This window comes from Novosphingobium guangzhouense, from assembly GCF_002896965.1.
GTDB lineage: Bacteria > Pseudomonadota > Alphaproteobacteria > Sphingomonadales > Sphingomonadaceae > Novosphingobium > Novosphingobium guangzhouense.
The window spans coordinates 229,461-247,478 of sequence record NZ_LYMM01000062.1; the positions used below are offsets into that span (position 1 = coordinate 229,461).

Genomic DNA, 18,018 nt, shown 5'->3' on the forward strand with positions numbered 1-18,018 from the left:
TTCATGAGGGTTTACCGCAGAATCATAAGCTTGGCGCTTGCCGCCGCCTGCACGCTGCCGGGCGCGGCCGTGGCCGCCACGATCGTCGACGCCGACCGCGATGCCGGTTCCGCCGTCGATGTATCGAAAATGCCAGGCCATCTGGAGTGCGTCCCTTATGCGCGCACGACTTCGGGCATCCAGATTTACGGCGATGCCTGGACCTGGTGGAGCCAGGCGAAGGGGCGCTACGCCACCGGTGCAAATCCGCGCGTCGGCGCGGTAATGGCGATCAAGCCGTTCAACAATTCGAAGCTTGGCCACGTTGCCACCGTCAGCCGAATCGTCGATTCGCGCACGGTGCTGCTCAGCCACGCCAACTGGTCGGTCCCCGGCGAGATCGAGCGCAATGTCACCGCGCTCGACGTGTCGCCGAACAACGACTGGAGCCAGGTGCGCATCTGGTACGGCCCGGCGCGCAACCTCGGCACGACGCACTGGCCGGTCTCGGGCTTCATCTACAACGCAAAGCCCGGCGCCAAGCTGAAGGACGCCGCGCCCCAGCGCGAGACGACGCAAATCGCGTCGGCGCGCAAGGCGCCCAGCAAAAAGGGCCGCCGCAGCGACCCCATCGGCGACATCATCGCCGGAAATTTCTGAACCTCTCATCCCCCGAAAAAGCGCGCCTCACTTCACGTGACGGCGCGCTTTTTCGTTTCGGGCAGGTCAGTCCTTCTTGGCGACCGGCGGATTCTCGCCAAGGTCTTCGTACCATGCCTCGACCGGGCCCATCAGCTTGACGGTCAGCGGATTGCCCTTGCGGTCGAGCGTCTTGCCCGCCTGCACGCGCACCCAGCCTTCGGAAATGCAGTATTCCTCTACATTGGTGCGCACGGTGCCCTTGAAACGGATACCGACGCCACGCTGCAGCTTGTCCTGATCGAAGAACGGGCTGCGCGGGTTGATCGCAAGATGATCGGGCGGCACGTCGGAACCGGAAGTGACGGGCGCGGATTCGGGCGTGTTGGTGTCTTCAGTCATGCCGCAGCGATTTATCTTGCAATCACCGCTTGTCAATTCGATCCGGCCTGTCTAAAGGCGCGCTTCCGCTAACGGAGCGGGCGCGTAGCTCAGCGGTAGAGCACACCCTTCACACGGGTGGGGTCACAGGTTCAATCCCTGTCGCGCCCACCATCCTCTCAGGAGGATGGCGGCCTGGTCAAGCGACTTTCCCTTGCATCGCAGAAACTTATTGCGGCCCCAGCAGGCGCCACTGCTTTGGTGCGATGCGATAGACTTCAGCGCCGCACCCCTCGCACTTGCCCACATAATGCACACCGTCCCAAGTTACCTTGTGACGGTCGGCCCGGTGCTTGTTGACGGAACAGAGAAGCGCTTGCGGTAGAATGGACATGCGCGCCTGACGCCATTTTCCAGATGAACGGCCGGTTACAGATTTTGCTTACCGCGACGACCGGATGACGGCATGCGATCGGCAGGCGGCAAGTGCTGCATTTCGCGTCCACATCCGCGACATTTGCCGGTCCACGTCTTGCGGGCGCAACGCCTGCGCGGCATAGGCTCTGGCACTATGCACGACATCCGCCAGATCCGCGAAAATCCCGCAGCCTTCGACGCCGGCCTTGCCCGCCGGGGCGTTGCGCCCGTCTCCGCCAGCCTCGTCGCTCTGGACGAGCAGCGCCGCGCCGTCGCGACGCGCATGCAGGAAGGCCAGAACCGCCGCAACGAAGCCTCCAAGGCGATCGGCAAGGCCATGGGTTCGGGCGACACCGCCACCGCCGAAGCGCTCAAGGCCGAAGTCGCCACGCTGAAGGACACCCTCCCCGCGCTTGAAGCGGAGGAGAAGGAGCTTTCCGCACAGTTGCTGGACGCGCTGGCCGGCCTGCCCAACATCCCGGTGGACGAAGTGCCGGACGGCGAAGACGAATCGCAGAACGTCGAAGTCACGCGCTGGGGCGCGCCGCGCGAATTCACCTTCACGCCTAAAGAACACGCCGATCTTGGCCCCGTACTCGGCCTTGATTTCGAAACGGGCGCCAAGCTTTCCGGCGCGCGCTTCACGTTCCTCAAGGGCCAGATGGCGCGCCTGCACCGGGCGCTGGCGCAGTTCATGCTCGATACGCAGACTGCGACGAACGGCTATATGGAATGCGCCGTGCCGCTGCTGGTGAAGGACGATGCCGTATACGGCACCGGCCAGCTCCCCAAATTTTCCGAGGATCTGTTCAGGACGACCGACGGCCGCTGGCTTATCCCGACCGCCGAAGTGTCGCTGACCAACGCCGTATCGGGCGACATCCTCGACCCTGCGCAACTGCCGCTGCGCATGACCGCGCTGACCCCCTGCTTCCGTTCGGAAGCGGGCGCGGCCGGGCGCGACACGCGCGGTTTCATCCGCCAGCACCAGTTCGAAAAGGTCGAACTGGTCACGATCGCCAAACCGGAAGAGAGCGAGGCCGAGCACGAACGCATGGTCGCCGCTGCCGAAAGCATCCTGCAGGCGCTGGAACTGCCTTATCGCAAGGTGCTGCTCTGCGCGGGCGACATGGGCGCGACGGCACGCAAGACCTTCGACCTCGAAGTGTGGCTGCCGGGCCAGCAGGCCTACCGGGAGATCAGCTCGATCTCCAACTGCGGCGACTATCAGGCCCGCCGGATGAACGCGCGCTACAAGCCGGAAGGTTCGAAGAAGACCGAGTTCGTCCACACGCTTAACGGTTCGGGCCTCGCGGTCGGCCGCACGCTGGTCGCGGTGCTGGAGAACTACCAGCAGGAAGACGGCTCGGTTCTGGTGCCCGACGCTCTCAAGCCGTGGATGGGCGGGATCGAAAAGCTGGAAGTTCCGGCCTGAGGCCCTGCCCGTCGAAGAACAGGGAATTTAGCGCGACGGCTGCGCGCAATATGGTTAAAGGCATGAATATGCGTATTCTCCTCACGAACGATGACGGCATCAACGCCCCCGGCCTCTACGTGCTGGAGAAGATCGCCGCGCAGCTTTCCGATGACATCTGGATCTGCGCGCCCAGCGAGGAACAGTCCGGCGCCGGTCACTCGCTGACGCTGACCCGCCCGGTGCGGATGCGCCAGCATGCCGAAAAGCGCTTCTCGGTCACGGGCACGCCCACCGATTCGGTGACGATGGGGCTGCGCAAGGCCCTGCCCGGACCGCCCGACCTGATCCTGTCCGGCGTCAATCGCGGCGCCAACCTTGGCGATGACGTGACCTATTCGGGCACCGTTTCGGCCGCGCTGGAAGGCGCGCTGGCGGGCATCCGCTCGATCGCGCTGAGCCAGGTTCCCTCGCGCGAGGATCTGGGCGACGGGGTAGACTTCGCCGCCGCCGAAGCCTGGGGCGCCAAAGTGCTGCGCCCGCTGCTTGACCAGCCCTTCGCGCCGCGCACTCTGGTCAACGTCAACTTCCCGGCCCTGCCTGCCGATGCGGTGAAGGGTATCCGCGTGGTCCGTCAGGGCTTCCACGACTATGCCCGCGGATCGGTGGTCGAAGGCCGCGATCCGCGCGGCTTCCCGTATTACTGGTTCGGTCTGCACGGGATCGAGCACACGCCGGGCCACAATACCGACCTTGAGGCGATCGCCGAAGGCTACGTCGCGGTAACTCCGCTTCAGCTGGACCTGACGCACGACGCTTCCCTGCAGGCGCTGGCGCAGCGTTTCGCCTGATGAAGCGCGCGCTCTTCCTTGTTGCCGCGCTGGCGGGCGCTCCGGCCCACGCCGCCCCTGTCGGGGAAGAGACGGTCCACGTCGTCACCTCGGGAGAGACGCTGAACGGCATTGCCAACCGCGCGGGCGTTTCCGCCGGCGCGATCGTCAAGGCCAACGCACTCAAGGAACCTTATGTCGTGCGCGTCGGCCAGAAGCTGACGATCCCGCGTGACGGAACGCGTCTCAGGCCGCCCGAAAGCGACAAGGCGCAAGTCGCCCGCAGCGCGGATACCGCTGCGCCGACCGCGAAGAAGGTGGCCACCGCTGCCCGCGTGATCGAAGCGCGCACTCCACCTGTCCCCGGCGCGCCGGAGTACGAAACCGAACACCTCGTCGCCACGGGCGAAACGCTGGGCGGCATCGCCGCGCGCGCCAAAGTGCCGCGCGTCCTCATCGCCGAGGCCAACGGCCTGCAGCCGCCCTTCGCCGTGCGTGTCGGCCAGAAGCTGAAGATCCCGCGCACCGGCCGCCATCTGGTGAAGGCCGGGGAGACGGGCTTCTCGATCTCGATGGATACGGCAGTGCCGTGGGAACAGATCGCGCTGGCCAACAACCTCGATCCCGCAGCAGCGGTGAAGCCGGGGCAGAGCCTGCTGATCCCCACGCTGATCGAACCTGCAGGCGGTGGCGCCAGAACCGTCGTTCAGGCGCCAAGGCCCTCACCAGTGAAGCCCTCCGCCTCCACCGCCCGGTTCGCATGGCCGCTGAGCGGCGCCGTGCGGCGCGGCTATGCCACGGGATCGAACTATCACGACGGCATCGATATCCCCGCCGCCAAGGGTACGATGGTGCGCGCTGCCGGTGCCGGAACCGTCAAGTTCGCCGGTCAGGAAAAGGATCAGTTCGGCAACCTTGTGGTCATCGACCACGGCGATGGCTGGTACACCGCCTATGGCTTCCTCAGCCGCGTGACGGTCAAGGAAGGCGCGCAGGTCGCCGCGGGTGAACGCGTGGGTCTGGTGGGCGACACCGGGCTTGCCAAGGGCAGCGAACTGCACTTCGAAGTGCGGCAGGATGGTCAGCCGGTCGATCCGCTCGGCCAGTTGCCCAAGGTTCCGTGAAGCAGGCCCTCCGGCCCCAAAAGCTTGCAAAGCCGCTCAAACGGGCGGTGGACCTGCCGGTATGGGCCGACCTTGGGCTGCGGCTTGGCGGGGCATTCGCACTGGTGATGTTCGTGGTACTGGTCCACTGGATCGACCGCGACGGCCTGAAAGACACGCACGACGGCACCGTCAGTTTCCTCGACGTGTTCTATTTCACGATGATCTCGATCACCACGACGGGCTTTGGCGATATTGCCCCCGTCAGCGACAAGTCGCGGCTGATCGAGGCGGTCATCGTCACGCCGATCCGGTTCGCGGTGATCTTCATCTTCGTGGGCACCGCATACAACTATTTCATCAGGCATAGCTGGGAGAGCTGGCGCATGAAGCGCATCCAGGAGCGCCTGTCCGACCATGTCGTCGTGCTGGGCTACGGCGTCAGCGGTTCGGAGGCCGTGCAGGAACTGATCGCGCGCGGGATGGACCCGGCGTGCATCGTCGTCATCGATCCATCGTCCGCACGGTTACGCCTTGCCGAACGGCAAGGCTGCAACGTGCTGGAAGGTGATGCTACCCGCGATGAAACGCTGAACGCCGTGCGTGTCGATGCGGCGCGCACGATCCTGGTGTCTGCCGGACGGGACGATACCTCGATCCTGATCGTGCTCACCGCCCGCCATCTGGCGCCGGGCGTGCCGATCACCGTGGTGGTGCGCGCGGACGACAACGAGCTGCTGGCGCGGCAGGCCGGGGCGGACAACGTGATCAACCCGGTGCGCTTCACCGGCCGCCTGCTCGCCGGGTCGGCCGAAGGACAGCATATCGCCGAATACATGTCCGACCTCGCCTCGGTAGACGGGCGCGTGCAGTTGGTCGAGCGCCCGGTAAGGCCGGAGGAAATCGGCAAGCCGCTGGATCAGCTCACCACCGGCAAGGGCGTGCGCATCTATCGCGGCGAACAGTGCATCGGCTTCTGGGAACCCGGCGCCGCCATGCTGGAGGCCGGCGACGTGATCGTGGAAATCGCGGTCACGCCGTAAGTTCGGGGGGCGCTCAGCCCATCAGCCAGAACACCAGCCCCATCGACAGATAAGCAACCAGCCAGAACGCGCAGTCCATCACCCGCTTCACCGGCTCTGTCCGGTTGCGCGAATGGGTCAGCCACACGGCCGGCATCACGAAAGCGATGGCAAGCCCGCCGCTCTGCATGAAATAGAGCCAGGGTTTGGCCGTCAGTGTTTCCGTTCCGATCCGGGCGAGCGCGTGCCCCAGCATGGCGGCGCCGATAAGGAAGACGACGACCACGGTGACGTAATTGCCCGCGCGTTCGGACTTGCCGGGAACGATCGTGCGTCCGTCACGGAACGGCGGGCCGTTCCATGCAAACCCCACCAGTACCGCTAGCGCCGCTGCCAGCACCACCGCCAGCCAGTTCACCGGACCCATCGTACAATCTCCTCAATCCGCCCCTTCTCTTGCAGGCCCCGCACACTTGTGCAAGTTTTGCGAATCATCCGCAAAATTCGTTTTTCGTGACTCGCAGCGCATTTGCGAGTATCGGGCGCGCCAATCCCATGGCTATCGAACTCCCCTCCCCGCCGAAAGTCGGCATGGTCAGCCTCGGCTGCCCCAAGGCGCTCGTCGATTCCGAGCGTATCCTCACCCGCCTGCGCGCAGACGGCTATGACATGAGCCCGGACTATTCCGGCGCCGATGTCGTGCTGGTCAACACGTGCGGCTTCCTTGATTCCGCGAAGGAAGAAAGCCTTGCCGCCATCGGCGAGGCGATCGCCGAGAATGGCCGCGTGATCGTGACCGGCTGCATGGGCAACGAGGCCGAAGTCATTCGCGCCAAGTTCCCGCAGGTTCTCGCGGTCACTGGCGCGCACCAGTACGAAGCGGTCGTGGAGGCGGTGCACGAAGCTGCGCCACCCGAACTCTCGCCTTATCTGGACCTGATTCCCCAGGCCTATGACGAAGCGGGCGTGAAGCTGACGCCGCGCCATTACGGCTATCTCAAGATTTCGGAAGGCTGCAATCACGCGTGCAGCTTCTGCATCATCCCTTCCCTGCGCGGCAAGCTGGCAAGCCGCCGCATCGATGCCGTGCTGCGCGAAGCCGAAAAGCTGGTGCAGGCCGGAACGCGCGAACTGCTGGTGATCAGCCAGGACACTTCGGCCTATGGCGTCGACGTGCGGCATGAAGAGCGCATGTGGAAGGACCACGCGGTCCGCACCCACATGACCGATCTTGCCCGCGAACTGGGCCAGCTAAAGGATGGACAGGGCCGCAAGCCGTGGGTGCGCCTGCACTACGTCTATCCCTATCCCCACGTCGACAACGTGATCCCGCTGATGGCAGAGGGGCTGATCACGCCCTACCTCGACATTCCGTTCCAGCATGCCGCACCCTCGGTGCTCAAGGCGATGAAGCGTCCGGCGAACGAGGCGAAGGTGCTCGACCGCATCCACAAGTGGCGCGAAATCTGCCCGGATATCGCGATCCGCTCCAGCTTCGTCGTCGGCTTCCCCGGCGAAACCGAAGCGGACTTCCAGTACCTGCTCGACTGGCTGGACGAAGCGCAGCTCGACCGCGTCGGCGCTTTCCGCTTCGAGCCGGTAGAGGGCGCCTCGGCCAACCACCTGCCCGATCCGGTGCCGGAAGAGGTCAAGGAAGAACGCTACCAGCGCATCATGGAAAAGACCGCCGCGATCAGCGCTGCAAAGCTGGCTGCCAAGGTCGGCCGCGTGCTGCCGGTGATCATCGACGAGGTCGGTGAAGCGGACGAAGACGGTGACGTCGGTGCAACCGGTCGCTCACAGGCGGACGCCCCCGAAATCGACGGAAACGTCTTCCTGCGCGCTGCCTCTGGCCTGCAAGTTGGTGATATCGTTGATGTTCTTGTCGAAGATGCCGATGAGCACGACCTTTACGGCGCCGTTTTGCAAAGTTGACGCACAGCGCACAGAGCGCGATCGTTGCAAGACATGCAACTATGATAGCGCTTTGCGCGTTTGCGGGAATCAGCTTCTCACAGCATATGGGGCGGGCCTTTCAGGCATCCTCTCCCAAAACTTCTACAGGGCTGGTCTTCGGACCGGCCCTTTCTTTTTGAGCGCTCGCTATCTTGCCCGCCCACTTCGCACCCTCGGGCGATTGACGTTCCTGCGCACCGGTCCCTAAGCGCAGCGGATCACATCCGCGCCGAAGGGACCATTCCATGAGCTTCTGCCAATCCGTCTGGGAAGATGTCGCCCCGCTGCGCCGGGCCATCCTGAACCACCCCTTCCTTGCCGAACTCGCCGACGGTACGCTTCCGGCGGAAAGCTTCCGCCATTACATCGTCCAGGACAGCCTCTATCTGGCCGAATATGCCCGCGCCCTTGCCCTTGCCGCCGCCCGCGCACCGACCGCCAGCGGCCGGCTGGAATTTTCGGATGGCGCCAAAGTTGCCGTGCAGGTCGAAGAAGCATTGCACCAGGCCTTCTTCACCCAGTTCGGCGTCACTGCGGAACTTGCGGCAGCTAGCGAACCGACCCCTGCGTGCCTCGGTTACACCAGCTACCTTTCGGCCCTTGCGGCAACGCGCAGCTACGAGGAACTGATCGCGGGCATTCTCCCCTGCTTCTGGGTCTATTGGGAAGTCGGCTGCGACGTGAAGCCCCGTGCGGCATCGCCCAACCCTTACGCCGCCTGGATCGATACATACGCTGCCCCGGCATTCGGGGAAGCCACCGACCGCGTGCGCGCGCTCGTCGACGAAGCGGCTGAGAATGCCACAGCCGCCACCCGAGCAGCCATGGCCACCGCCTTTCGCAACGCCACTCGCTTCGAATAGATGTTCTGGGATTCCGCCTATCGCCGGGAAAGCTGGCCGATCTGACTTCACTGAACGACAGGCGCCGAAAACCGCAGTTTCACGAACTGCATCGGACTAGTTGCATTCCTTGCAACATTGCTCAATCTTTTCGCATTTGCAGCAAAGGCCGCTCTCGGACATAAGGATCGGGCCTTTCAGGCATCCTCTCCCAAAACTTCTACAGGGCTGGTCTTCGGACCGGCCCTTTCTTTTTGCAGCGGTCCTTTCTTTTTCGCGCCGCACGGCAGGCAAGCGACACCCCTAGCCCCGCTCGCACATTTGCCCTAGCGATACCGCCATGGCTTCCCCGCAGCGAATCTTCACCGCCGCCCTTGTCGTCATCGGCGACGAAATCCTTTCAGGCCGCACGCACGACAAGAACATCGCGCAAGTCGCCACCTGGCTGCAAATTCAAGGCATCCGCCTGAAGGAAGTCCGCGTCGTCGCAGACGAAACCCCTGCTATCGTCGAAGCGGTAAACACGCTGCGCGCGCGCAACGACTATTGCTTCACCACCGGCGGCATCGGCCCCACGCATGACGATATCACCGTCGATGCCATCGCAGAGGCGCTGGGCGTTCCGGTGATAGTCCACCCCGAAGCACGAGAAATCCTCGAAGGCTACTACGAGACGCGCGGCGGCCTTACCGAAGCGCGCCTGCGCATGGCCCGCACCCCCGAAGGCGCCAGCCTGATCCCCAACCGCTACACGGGCGCCCCCGGCATCCGCTGCGGCAACGTGTTCATCATGGCAGGCGTGCCCAGCATCACTGCGGGTATGCTTGATGCACTCTCGGGCGAACTGGAAGGCGGGGCGCCGCTGCTGTCGGAAACGGTCGGTTGCTGGGTTGGCGAAAGTGAGGTCGCCGAATTGCTGCGCCAGACCGAAAAGACCTTCGAGAGCTGTCAGATCGGCTCCTATCCGTTCTGGGCCGAGGGGCGCACCGGCGCCAACTTCGTGATCCGCTCGGTCAGTGCCGGGGATCTGGCCGCCTGCACCCGCGCGCTGGTCGATGGCCTGTCCGCCATGGGGCGCCCTGCCGTGCCCGGCGGTATTTGATGTGGCACTTGATCTTGCCGCGCTTGCCGTGATGGCCTCCGCAACGTCGCCAGCAATGCCCGCACCCACCCTTGAAGAGTTCGAAGCCGTCCTGCGCCGCCATGACAGCGCCACGCTGGCGCTGGAAGAATGGTGCGCGCTGCGTGGGTTCGCCGAACCCGCGCGGGTGACGGCCGAGACCTTGCCTCCTGTCCGCGATGGCATGCCGGCGGCAGACATCCGCGCCCGCCTCGCGCTGGTGGGCGAGGAAACCGTGGCGATGCGCCATGTCCGCCTGAGCTGCGGCAGGCATGTCCTGTCCGAAGCCTGGAACTGGTACGTGCCTGCGCGCCTCAGCGCCGCCATGAACGATGCCCTCGCATCCAGCGACACCCCGTTCGGCAAAGTCGTCGCCCCGCTGCACTTCCGCCGCAAGCCGCTCGCCACCCTGGCCGGACCGGCGCAGAACTGCCCGCCCGAGACGATCTCCACGCATCAGGCGATGCTAGTCCTGCCGGACGGACGCCCGCTGGCCTATCTGGTGGAATGCTATACGGCGGCGAACTTGCGCTGACGACGTAAGGGCCTACGCGGCGACCGCCTCTGTCCCCGCGATCGAAGTGCGGTGCATCATGCGGCCGGTGGATTTGTCGTAAGGGATCGCCCGGTGCATCGCGCCGGTGTTGTCCCAGATTACGAAGTCGCCCTTCGTCCACTTGTGCCGCAGCGAAAACGCAGGCTGCGCCGCCCATTCCTGCAGACGGATGAGCATCGCGCGGCCTGCGGGCACTTCCATGCCGACGATATGGTCCGCAGTCGTACCGATCACCATCGACTTGCGCCCCGATTCGTGCGTCCAGACCAGCGGATGCTCCTTGACCAGCCCGATGCCCAGCACCTTCTCGCGGTGCTTTTCCGGAATGGCATCAGCGATCGGCGACAGGCTGGCGCGCACCGAATGGACCGCCTTCAGCCCTTCAAGCGCCTGCTTTTCGTCATCGGGAAGACCTTCGTAAGCGGCGTAAGTGCTGGCGAACTCCGTCTCCCCGCCCTTGTCGGGGGCGATGCGGCATGACAGCAGCGTCGCGAAGGGCGGCGGCATGTCTACGGTGATGCCGTCCATGTGCCAGAAGAAGGTCCCCAGCACATATTCCGGCTGCGGGTTGATCTTTTCGTCCAGAGTGACCTGGTAGACGTCTTCGTCGTTGCTCTGGACATTGTTGCGCGCGGTCAGGCGCACCTTGTCACCCATCGCTCCGGTGATGGCGAGCTGTTCGGCGTCGGTCAGGTCCACCTCGGGGAAGACGAGCACGGTACGCTCTTCCACCTTGGCGCGAATCTGGCGAGCCGCTTCCGGAGTGAAAAGGTCTTCGCGATCGTCCCAGAGCACGCGCGAACCGATGAATTCCTTGATGTCTTCGAAGCGGATAGCCATCTGGCCGTCTCTCCCGGCGTTATGCTGAACATGTGTACAGCGCGCTGATACACCCGATGCTTCCGGGCGTAAACGGGATTGCGAACACACCGCCGGGGCGGACAGCCGCCACCCAAAAGAAAAGGCCGGGAGGTTTCCCTCCCGGCCCTTCTTGTCCGTGGACGTCAGCGCGAGAAATCAGGCGCCGGCGATCTCGGTGGTGTCGATCTTGAGGCCCGGTCCCATCGAGGACGAGAGCGAGATCTTGCGGACGTACTTGCCCTTGGCACCCGACGGCTTCGCCTTGACGATGGCGTCGACGAAAGCCGAGAAGTTCGTCTTCAGGTCAGCGTCCGAGAACGACATCTTGCCGATGCCGGCGTGGATGATGCCCTGCTTTTCGACGCGGAACTCGATCTGGCCGCCCTTGGCGTCCTTCACGGCCTGCGTCACGTTCGGGGTGACGGTGCCCAGCTTCGGGTTCGGCATCAGGCCCTTGGGGCCCAGCAGCTTGCCGAGACGGCCGACGACGCCCATCATGTCCGGGGTGGCGATGACGCGGTCGTAGTCGAGGTTGCCGGCCTGCATGTCTTCCATGAGGTCTTCGGCGCCAACCTTGTCGGCACCGGCGGCAAGAGCTTCGGCAGCCTTGTCACCCTTGGCGAACACGGCGACCTTGACGGTCTTGCCGGTGCCTGCGGGCAGCGAAACCATGCCACGGACCATCTGGTCTGCGTGACGCGGATCGACGCCGAGGTTCATCGCGACTTCGACGGTTTCGTCGAACTTGGCGGTCTTGAGGTCACGAAGGGTCTGCAGCGCTTCGTCAACGCCGTAGAGCTTCATGTTGTCGCCGAGCTTGGCAGCCAGGGCCTTCTGGTTCTTGGTCTGCTTCATGGCTTCAGCCCTCCACCACTTCGAGGCCCATCGCGCGAGCGGAGCCTTCGATGATCTTCGTTGCGGCCTCGATGTCGTTGGCATTGAGGTCAGCCATCTTGACCTGAGCGATCTCGGACAGCTTCGAACGCGCGATCTTGCCGGCGGAAATCTTGCCCGGCTCCTTCGAGCCCGACTTCAGACCAGCGGCCTTCTTGATGAGGAAGGTGGCCGGCGGCGTCTTCGTCACGAAGGTGAAGCTGCGGTCGGCGTAGACGGTGATGATGGTCGGGATCGGCATGCCGTTCTCGAGTTCCTGCGTGGCGGCATTGAACGCCTTGCAGAATTCCATGATGTTCACGCCGCGCTGACCCAGCGCCGGACCGATCGGCGGCGACGGGTTGGCCTTGCCTGCAGGAACCTGCAGCTTGATGTAACCAGTAATCTTCTTGGCCATGGGGCCGCTCCTTTTCACACTGTCGCCCCGGTTTCCCGAGGCTCATGTCTAGCGGTTTTGGCGGGCCGCCGTGTGAGCAGCGTCCCTCCCGCAGGGAATCGGTGACGGCAAGCCGCCTGTCCGAAGTGCGCGCCCCTATACCAAACCCGACCGAAAGGAAAGGGCCCGTTTCATACGCGGAGTTCACGCAGGCATGATGGCCCGCCACGTAGCGCGCATCGGCGGTAAATCCCGTTTCCCCGAACGCAAAACGCCCCGCACTTCGGCGGGGCGTTTCGTATCGATCGGTCGGGAGAAGCTCCGCAACCGATGCAAATCTTACTTGCTGAGTTCGACGTGCTCGAATTCCAGCTCCACCGGGGTAGCGCGGCCGAAGATGGAAACTGCAACCTTGACGCGGTTCTTGTCGAAATCGAGTTCTTCGACGATGCCGTTGAAGCTTGCGAACGGACCGTCGAGCACCTTGACCGAATCGCCGATCTCGTAATCGATGTTGACGGTCTTGCGCGGCGCGGCGGCGGCGGCTTCGGCAGCGCCGAAGTAGCGTGCGGCCTCGCTCTCGCTGATGGCCTGGGGCTTGCCGTTGGCGCCCAGGAAGCCGGTGACCTTCGGGGTGTTCTTGACGAGGTGGTAGACGTCGTCGTTCAGCGTCAGCTTGGCAAGGACGTAGCCGGGCATCGTCTTGCGTTCGGTCTGCACCTTCTTGCCGCGCTTTACTTCGGTCACGGTTTCGGAAGGAACCTGCACGTCCTCGACGAGCTGGGAAAGACCGATGCGCTCTGCCTCTGTGATGATGGCTTCCTTAACCTTGCTCTCGAAGCCGGAGTAGGCGTGGATGATGTACCAGCGGGCCATGTTGTCTCTCAGTCCTGTATTCTGGCGATCAAAGGGCGTTCAGCAGCGAGCTGACGATCCAGCCGAACAGCGCGTCGATGCCCAGGAAGAACACCGCCAGCAGCACCGTCATCAGGCCGACGAAGATCGCGGTGGTGACCGTCTCCTGGCGCGAGGGCCAGTGGATCTTGCGCGTTTCCGCCTGGACCTGGCGCATGAATTCGCCGGGGGTGATCTTGGCCATCTTACGTCGCTCTCTAGCTATGCCGCATTTGTCGCGGAAAATTCTGCGATTCTTCCGCCTAGGGGCCATCGCCGCCCCGGCCGAGGCCGGGAGGGGCTGATGAAGTCCGCCTGTCGGGAGGAGACGGGGATTTAGCTTCCACTGTCCGGATTTGCAAGGTCCACCGAATCCGGCAGACGCGCAAGGAACGAGTTGGGGGTGGCATAGACGATATAGGCACCGTCCGGGATCGCCACCGGCGCCTTGGTGCCGATGTACCAGAGGTAGTCGGCATGGCGCGCGGGCTTGAACTTGCGCAGGTCGATCCGCTGGTTGTCGCTGTAGAGAATACGCTGGGTCGGATCGTTGAACCGATAGCGCGTCTCTCGCATCGACAGCATGTGGACGTCGGGCAGCGCGAAGTTGGAATTCTCCATCGAACTGCGCCGCACGACGGCATAGCTGCCGAAATGCTCGAACGGGCCGAAGTACCACTGGCGGCGCGGGATCGCGATGGCAGTGGCCACGCGCGAACCTTCAGGGACATAGTCCATCGCGGTGATCAGCTGGCGCGCGGTCTGCGCGTCCTCGTACCAGACCACTGTGGTCACCGCGATACGCGTGGTGAACAGCAGCCCTGCCAGCGCCAGGCCCCAGCGCGGCACCGGCCAGTCGATCGCCAGACAGGCGACGAGCAGCGCGGCCGTGCTCAGGCGATAGTCTGCATAGTCGCCGCCGAAGATCTGGCGCGGCACGATCAGCGTCAGGATCAGCAGCATCAGCGCCGCCCAGCCCACGCGCCCGTCGAACCGGCGGATCGCCAGCGCCGCGACGATCACCGCAACCACCACGCACAGGCTGGCGATGTCGAAGTTCATGTCGTAGCTGCGCATCGCGCGGTAGAGGATCTGCCACTTGTATTCGAGCACGCCCCAGCGCCCGTAGGACACCTTGGAATTGGCGCCCATGCCCATCAGCATCGGCAGGATCGGAAAGATCAGCGGCCAAGGCTTGAGGAACGGCCGCCAGTCACGCCAGTTGCTGCGCTTCGACCATTCGTAGCCGAAGACCAGCACGCCCATCACGCCCCAGCCCGATACGTGGCAGAGCCAGACGACGAAGCTGGCCGGGATCATCACCGCCCAGCGCCAGCGCCAGTTCTCCAGCCGCACCCAGGCCGCCAGCACGAACAGCGCGAAGGCGACGGACAGCGAATAGTTGAGAAAGCCCATCAGGAACGAAGGCGACCAGATCATCGCGAAGGCCAGGATCGCGCCCACGCCGATGCGCTTTCGCAGGCTCCATTCCACCGCCATGATCGCCATGCCGGTCAGGAACGGAATAGCTGCGACAATGAACCGCCCCGCCGCTTCCAGCCCCATGATCGGGGTCAGCGGCACCATCAGCAGTTCGGCGCCCAGGTTGCCGGTCCATTCCCATTTGAACAGGAAGTAGCGCGTCAGGAACGGGTCGTGCCCATGATCGAGCATGACCTTGTAGCCTGCAAGGTGCGACGGATAGTCAGTCATCTGCGGCGCCCACGCGACGATCGCGGGCAGCATCGCCAGCAGCGACAGCACAATGCCCATCCACAGGGCCTCGTGGCGCGTGCGTTTATAGGTATCGCTGCCGGAGTCGGCTGGCTGGGCCTTTGCGGCCTCTACGGCGTCAGGATGCGCGCTGGCGTGCATGTACGACTGGTCTTCCCGCTAGTGCCCGAATCGGCGAACGGGCTCTCGTAAAACAACTCGGCCCGCAATTGAACGTCGCGGCCCGATGATGGGCACCCCTTGGCCCCCGCCATCCGGCTTTTCGCCGAAGGGTCGGTTTTCCCCGAAGGGAACGTTATCGCGATCTTGGGAAAGTGCTGGCAGGAGTGGAGGGACTCGAACCCACGGCCCTCGGTTTTGGAGACCGATGCTCTACCAACTGAGCTACACTCCTGCGGGCTCGGGGGCCTCTAATGAAGGACGTGGGAGATGGCAAGCGGCGATTGCACGATAGCAACCGATTGCGTGGATTAGCGCTCTTTATCCCCATCTGCTAGGACCGCCAGGTGCACGCACCCCGCTCAAACCCGCTCATCGAGCCCGAACTTCTCATGCTCGCCTACCGCAGCGGAATCTTTCCGATGTCGGATGCGCGCGATGATCCGGAAATTTTCTGGATCGAACCGCGCCTGCGCGCGATCCTGCCTCTGGACGGGTTGCGGGTATCCTCCTCCCTCGCCCGCACGCTGAAACGCGGCCGATTCGAAGTGACCTGCAACCGCGCATTCTCGCGGGTCATGGACGAATGCGCGGCCCCGCGCCGGGCGAGCAACGACGAGGATGACGGCGGCAGCTGGATCAGCCACCGCATCCAGGCCAGTTACGAAAACCTGCACTTCCTTGGCCACGCGCACTCGATCGAGGTCTGGCGCGACGGCGATCTTGTGGGCGGTCTGTATGGGGTCGGCTTCGATCGGGTGTTCTGCGGCGAATCGATGTTCTCACGCGTGAGCGATTCGTCAAAAGTCGCGCTGTGCTGGCTGGTGGCAGCGCTGCGACGGGGCGGGGCCACCTTGCTGGACTGCCAGTTCATGACCTCGCACCTTGCCTCTCTGGGCGCGGTGGAGATGCCGCAGAAAAAATATCTGACGCTGCTGCAGGAAGCCCAGTCAGGCCAGCTGCCAGCGGCGGGTCACTGCTCTACGGCAGGTTCCTCGACCGGCTCGGGATCGACGGCGGGTGCTGGCGACGCCGACGGTGCTGCCGCCGTGGGCGATGCCGCAGGTGTCGGCGTGCTGGCGCTGCCCGCCGCATTCGACGCCCTGCTTGGCGAGGCATCGTCTTGCGGGCTGGCCTCCTCGCCGGGGAAGCTCATAGCGCAGCTCTTGACCCAGACGTCATAGACCGGGTGCTCAACCACGTTGGCGCCGGGATTATTCTTGAACAGCCAGCCGGAGAACACCTTGTTCCACGCCAGCTTTTCCTCGGTAGTGCGCCGCTGTTCGACGAAGACCTGAACGAAGGCGCCCTCTTCCTGGGGCTTTTCCCAGGGCATCGTCTTTTCGCAAGTGGCGACCTTGACGACGAGGTTGCCCAGCCGGCGCGATTCGCCCGGCTTCATCACTAGATCCTGCGTCAGGTTATTGCGCTTGTTGAGGACGCCCAGCGTGACCACGCGGTCCTTGTTGGGCGTGCCGATCTGCTGCCCCTGCGCCGCCTGCGCGGGACCGGCCTGCATCCCGGCGATAGCGTCCGGCACGCTGGTGTCCTGCGCTTCGGGCGCCGGTTCACCGCCGCAGGCCGCAAGGAGCGACAGCAGCGAAAGCGCCGCCAACCCCTGAACCGGTCCCGGAACGCGAATCACGTGTGCGCCCTCAGGCTTCCGGCGACCAGGCTTCGTAGTCGCCGGTAGCGGCAGCGCGATGGCCGCCACGCTCCAGCGCACCCTGCGGGCGATAGGCGGTTGCGGTGCCGGTGGCATTGGGGGTGTAGTCCACTTCCCAGATGCGCGGGGCCGGAAGATGGCTTTCGGGTACGCCGTCATAGGAGTGGTGCAGCCAGCCGTGCCATTCGGCGGGGACGTTGCTGGCGTCGTTGGCGCCGGCATAGATCACCCAGCGGCGTTCATAGCCTTCGGTGGTCTTCACCTTCGCGTTCTTGGAACGGTAGTACTTGTTCCCCTGCGCGTCGGTGCCGACGTGCTCGCCATTGCGCGAGCTCCAGAGCGAGGTGCCGATGGTGGCGCCGTCCCACCAGGTGAAGATCTTGGACAGGATTCCCATGAGCCGCGCACTAGCCCCGAAGCGCACCGGAAGGCAAGCGCATAAAGGTCACCACGATACCTTGTCGCCCGCCTTGATGCCCAGCTGCGCCGCGCGCCCGCCGTTCAGTTCCAGCACGCCCGAAGTCACCCCCGCAGAAGGCAGCGGCGTTTCGTCATAAGGCACCGCATTGGCGGCGATGTTGAGGATGCGGCGGTCGGTGCCGATGAAGATGATGTCCAGCGGGATCACCGTGTTGCGCATCCAGAAGGCGGCGCGACGCGGCGGGTTGTTGGGGAAGATCATGCCTTCGTCCGCGCCCATTTCGGTGCGGAACATCAGCCCCTTCTCCTGCTGTTCGAACGTGGCGGCAACTTCCACCCGGAAGGCGTGAGTGCCGTTGGCAGACTTCACCTTGAGTTCCCTGACCGGCAGTCCCGAAACCGGATGTACCGAAGGCTGCGCCGCAACCTGGGAAGCCTTGGCAGTGGCTTCCTGCCCTCCTTGCGAGCACGCGGCGAAAGCCAGCAGCAGCGAAACGGCGATGGTGGAGCGGGTCAGGCGCATTCAATAGTCTCCGAATTCCGACAGGTCCGAATCATCGGCCCATTCTTCCAGTGCGTCGGCGTCCTCGCTCTCGACGATCCGGCGCGCGATGTCGAGCGGGTGCCCGGCGCGCAGCATCGCGGCCATCTGCTTGTCCTTTATCTTCGGATCGCTTGCGGCCTGCATCGCGAACGGGCCGAAGCGCCGCCGCCGCGCCAGCACCAGCGCCGCGCGCCGCTGCTCGGCAGCGCCG

Annotated in this window: 21 protein-coding genes, 2 tRNA genes and 1 pseudogene; 11 read left to right on the top strand and 13 right to left on the bottom strand. The window is 64.4% G+C overall.

All coding sequences use genetic code 11. The annotated features are described in order from the left end of the window. The first annotated feature begins 3 nt into the window (after positions 1-3). A complete protein-coding gene (locus A8V01_RS21530; protein ID WP_103098335.1) occupies positions 4-639 on the top strand; it encodes a CHAP domain-containing protein in 636 nt (211 codons plus the stop codon). Between the two features lie 66 nt (positions 640-705). On the opposite strand, the gene A8V01_RS21535 is transcribed toward A8V01_RS21530, so the two are convergent. Beyond that, positions 706-1,020 carry a DUF3297 family protein gene (locus A8V01_RS21535; protein ID WP_103098336.1) on the bottom strand — a complete coding sequence of 105 codons (315 nt, stop codon included), beginning with the start codon at positions 1,018-1,020 and terminating at the stop codon, positions 706-708. Positions 1,021-1,098: 78 nt separating this feature from the next. Here A8V01_RS21535 and A8V01_RS21540 point away from each other — a divergent pair. The 5 genes from A8V01_RS21540 to A8V01_RS21560 all read left to right on the top strand — a co-directional run bounded on the left by A8V01_RS21540 (position 1,099) and on the right by A8V01_RS21560 (position 5,806). Further along, a tRNA-Val gene (locus tag A8V01_RS21540) sits at positions 1,099-1,173 on the top strand. Positions 1,174-1,570: 397 nt separating this feature from the next. Further along, positions 1,571-2,851: a serine--tRNA ligase gene (gene serS, locus A8V01_RS21545; RefSeq protein ID WP_103098377.1), complete on the top strand. Its 1,281-nt coding sequence runs from the start codon at positions 1,571-1,573 to the stop codon at positions 2,849-2,851. 68 nt (positions 2,852-2,919) lie between these two features. Further along, a complete protein-coding gene (surE, locus tag A8V01_RS21550; protein WP_103098378.1) occupies positions 2,920-3,681 on the top strand; it encodes a 5'/3'-nucleotidase SurE in 762 nt (253 codons plus the stop codon). Continuing rightward, positions 3,681-4,784, top strand: a complete 1,104-nt coding sequence (locus A8V01_RS21555; protein WP_103098337.1) for a LysM peptidoglycan-binding domain-containing M23 family metallopeptidase — start codon at positions 3,681-3,683, stop codon at positions 4,782-4,784. Before surE ends, A8V01_RS21555 begins: the two co-directional genes overlap by 1 nt. Next, entirely contained in the window at positions 4,781-5,806 is a 1,026-nt protein-coding gene (locus tag A8V01_RS21560) for a potassium channel family protein (RefSeq protein ID WP_103098338.1), read from the top strand. The genes A8V01_RS21555 and A8V01_RS21560 overlap by 4 nt, the downstream gene beginning before the upstream one ends. A 13-nt stretch (positions 5,807-5,819) precedes the next feature. On the opposite strand, the gene A8V01_RS21565 is transcribed toward A8V01_RS21560, so the two are convergent. Then, on the bottom strand, positions 5,820-6,212 hold the full coding sequence (locus tag A8V01_RS21565; protein ID WP_103098339.1) for a DUF1761 domain-containing protein: 393 nt from the start codon (positions 6,210-6,212) through the stop codon (positions 5,820-5,822). A gap of 128 nt (positions 6,213-6,340) precedes the next feature. On the opposite strand from A8V01_RS21565, the gene rimO reads away from it, so the two are divergent. The 4 genes from rimO (at position 6,341) to A8V01_RS21585 (ending at position 10,238) form a co-directional block, all read left to right on the top strand. Further along, on the top strand, positions 6,341-7,720 hold the full coding sequence (gene rimO / locus A8V01_RS21570) for a 30S ribosomal protein S12 methylthiotransferase RimO (protein ID WP_103098340.1): 1,380 nt from the start codon (positions 6,341-6,343) through the stop codon (positions 7,718-7,720). 266 nt (positions 7,721-7,986) lie between these two features. Continuing rightward, entirely contained in the window at positions 7,987-8,604 is a 618-nt protein-coding gene (locus A8V01_RS21575; protein WP_103098341.1) for a TenA family protein, read from the top strand. A gap of 319 nt (positions 8,605-8,923) precedes the next feature. Beyond that, positions 8,924-9,685 carry a competence/damage-inducible protein A gene (locus tag A8V01_RS21580; RefSeq protein WP_103098342.1) on the top strand — a complete coding sequence of 254 codons (762 nt, stop codon included), beginning with the start codon at positions 8,924-8,926 and terminating at the stop codon, positions 9,683-9,685. Between the two features lies 1 nt (position 9,686). Further along, the gene (locus tag A8V01_RS21585) at positions 9,687-10,238 is read left to right on the top strand and encodes a hypothetical protein (RefSeq protein ID WP_103098343.1); all 552 of its coding nucleotides are present in this window, start codon (positions 9,687-9,689) and stop codon (positions 10,236-10,238) included. Between the two features lie 12 nt (positions 10,239-10,250). Here A8V01_RS21585 and A8V01_RS21590 read toward each other — a convergent pair whose 3' ends face one another. From A8V01_RS21590 to A8V01_RS21620, 7 genes are all read right to left on the bottom strand, one after another. Continuing rightward, positions 10,251-11,099 carry a TauD/TfdA dioxygenase family protein gene (locus A8V01_RS21590; RefSeq protein ID WP_103098344.1) on the bottom strand — a complete coding sequence of 283 codons (849 nt, stop codon included), beginning with the start codon at positions 11,097-11,099 and terminating at the stop codon, positions 10,251-10,253. 177 nt (positions 11,100-11,276) lie between these two features. Continuing rightward, the gene (gene rplA / locus A8V01_RS21595) at positions 11,277-11,975 is read right to left on the bottom strand and encodes a 50S ribosomal protein L1 (protein WP_103098345.1); all 699 of its coding nucleotides are present in this window, start codon (positions 11,973-11,975) and stop codon (positions 11,277-11,279) included. A gap of 4 nt (positions 11,976-11,979) precedes the next feature. Beyond that, entirely contained in the window at positions 11,980-12,411 is a 432-nt protein-coding gene (gene rplK / locus A8V01_RS21600) for a 50S ribosomal protein L11 (protein ID WP_008830816.1), read from the bottom strand. Between the two features lie 318 nt (positions 12,412-12,729). Then, entirely contained in the window at positions 12,730-13,266 is a 537-nt protein-coding gene (gene nusG, locus A8V01_RS21605; protein ID WP_103098346.1) for a transcription termination/antitermination protein NusG, read from the bottom strand. A 28-nt stretch (positions 13,267-13,294) separates the two neighbouring features. Continuing rightward, complete coding sequence (secE, locus tag A8V01_RS21610; RefSeq protein ID WP_103098347.1) at positions 13,295-13,489, bottom strand: preprotein translocase subunit SecE; 195 nt, start codon at positions 13,487-13,489, stop codon at positions 13,295-13,297. 131 nt (positions 13,490-13,620) lie between these two features. Next, positions 13,621-15,159 carry a hypothetical protein gene (locus A8V01_RS21615; protein WP_103098348.1) on the bottom strand — a complete coding sequence of 513 codons (1,539 nt, stop codon included), beginning with the start codon at positions 15,157-15,159 and terminating at the stop codon, positions 13,621-13,623. Positions 15,160-15,336: 177 nt separating this feature from the next. After that, a tRNA-Trp gene (locus A8V01_RS21620) sits at positions 15,337-15,412 on the bottom strand. A 112-nt stretch (positions 15,413-15,524) separates the two neighbouring features. Here A8V01_RS21620 and aat point away from each other — a divergent pair. Next, a complete protein-coding gene (gene aat, locus A8V01_RS21625) occupies positions 15,525-16,361 on the top strand; it encodes a leucyl/phenylalanyl-tRNA--protein transferase (RefSeq protein WP_103098349.1) in 837 nt (278 codons plus the stop codon). A 35-nt stretch (positions 16,362-16,396) separates the two neighbouring features. Here the strand turns inward: aat and A8V01_RS29655 are convergent. From A8V01_RS29655 to A8V01_RS21645, 4 genes and pseudogenes are all read right to left on the bottom strand, one after another. Then, positions 16,397-16,939: pseudogene (locus A8V01_RS29655) on the bottom strand (DUF2155 domain-containing protein); the annotation flags it as partial. Further along, positions 16,833-17,240 (bottom strand): NADH:ubiquinone oxidoreductase subunit NDUFA12, encoded by a 408-nt coding sequence (locus A8V01_RS21635; RefSeq protein WP_103098350.1) that lies wholly within the window; start codon positions 17,238-17,240, stop codon positions 16,833-16,835. The pseudogene A8V01_RS29655 and the gene A8V01_RS21635, both read right to left, overlap by 107 nt. A 48-nt stretch (positions 17,241-17,288) precedes the next feature. Further along, positions 17,289-17,786: a DUF192 domain-containing protein gene (locus A8V01_RS21640; protein ID WP_103098351.1), complete on the bottom strand. Its 498-nt coding sequence runs from the start codon at positions 17,784-17,786 to the stop codon at positions 17,289-17,291. Further along, on the bottom strand, positions 17,787-18,018 hold a 232-nt coding region (locus A8V01_RS21645), incomplete at its 5' end, for a regulatory protein RecX (RefSeq protein WP_483870002.1).

What these genes read in the sequence shown, in the direction of transcription:
- A8V01_RS21530 (WP_103098335.1), top strand. Translation starts at nt 4, where the DNA reads ATGAGGGTTTACCGCAGAATCATAAGCTTGGCGCTTGCCGCCGCCTGC.
- A8V01_RS21535 (WP_103098336.1), bottom strand. Translation starts at nt 1,020, where the DNA reads ATGACTGAAGACACCAACACGCCCGAATCCGCGCCCGTCACTTCCGGT.
- serS (WP_103098377.1), top strand. Translation starts at nt 1,571, where the DNA reads ATGCACGACATCCGCCAGATCCGCGAAAATCCCGCAGCCTTCGACGCC.
- surE (WP_103098378.1), top strand. Translation starts at nt 2,920, where the DNA reads ATGCGTATTCTCCTCACGAACGATGACGGCATCAACGCCCCCGGCCTC.
- A8V01_RS21555 (WP_103098337.1), top strand. Translation starts at nt 3,681, where the DNA reads ATGAAGCGCGCGCTCTTCCTTGTTGCCGCGCTGGCGGGCGCTCCGGCC.
- A8V01_RS21565 (WP_103098339.1), bottom strand. Translation starts at nt 6,212, where the DNA reads ATGGGTCCGGTGAACTGGCTGGCGGTGGTGCTGGCAGCGGCGCTAGCG.
- rimO (WP_103098340.1), top strand. Translation starts at nt 6,341, where the DNA reads ATGGCTATCGAACTCCCCTCCCCGCCGAAAGTCGGCATGGTCAGCCTC.
- A8V01_RS21575 (WP_103098341.1), top strand. Translation starts at nt 7,987, where the DNA reads ATGAGCTTCTGCCAATCCGTCTGGGAAGATGTCGCCCCGCTGCGCCGG.
- A8V01_RS21580 (WP_103098342.1), top strand. Translation starts at nt 8,924, where the DNA reads ATGGCTTCCCCGCAGCGAATCTTCACCGCCGCCCTTGTCGTCATCGGC.
- A8V01_RS21590 (WP_103098344.1), bottom strand. Translation starts at nt 11,099, where the DNA reads ATGGCTATCCGCTTCGAAGACATCAAGGAATTCATCGGTTCGCGCGTG.
- rplA (WP_103098345.1), bottom strand. Translation starts at nt 11,975, where the DNA reads ATGAAGCAGACCAAGAACCAGAAGGCCCTGGCTGCCAAGCTCGGCGAC.
- rplK (WP_008830816.1), bottom strand. Translation starts at nt 12,411, where the DNA reads ATGGCCAAGAAGATTACTGGTTACATCAAGCTGCAGGTTCCTGCAGGC.
- nusG (WP_103098346.1), bottom strand. Translation starts at nt 13,266, where the DNA reads ATGGCCCGCTGGTACATCATCCACGCCTACTCCGGCTTCGAGAGCAAG.
- secE (WP_103098347.1), bottom strand. Translation starts at nt 13,489, where the DNA reads ATGGCCAAGATCACCCCCGGCGAATTCATGCGCCAGGTCCAGGCGGAA.
- A8V01_RS21615 (WP_103098348.1), bottom strand. Translation starts at nt 15,159, where the DNA reads ATGCACGCCAGCGCGCATCCTGACGCCGTAGAGGCCGCAAAGGCCCAG.
- A8V01_RS21635 (WP_103098350.1), bottom strand. Translation starts at nt 17,240, where the DNA reads ATGGGAATCCTGTCCAAGATCTTCACCTGGTGGGACGGCGCCACCATC.
- A8V01_RS21640 (WP_103098351.1), bottom strand. Translation starts at nt 17,786, where the DNA reads ATGCGCCTGACCCGCTCCACCATCGCCGTTTCGCTGCTGCTGGCTTTC.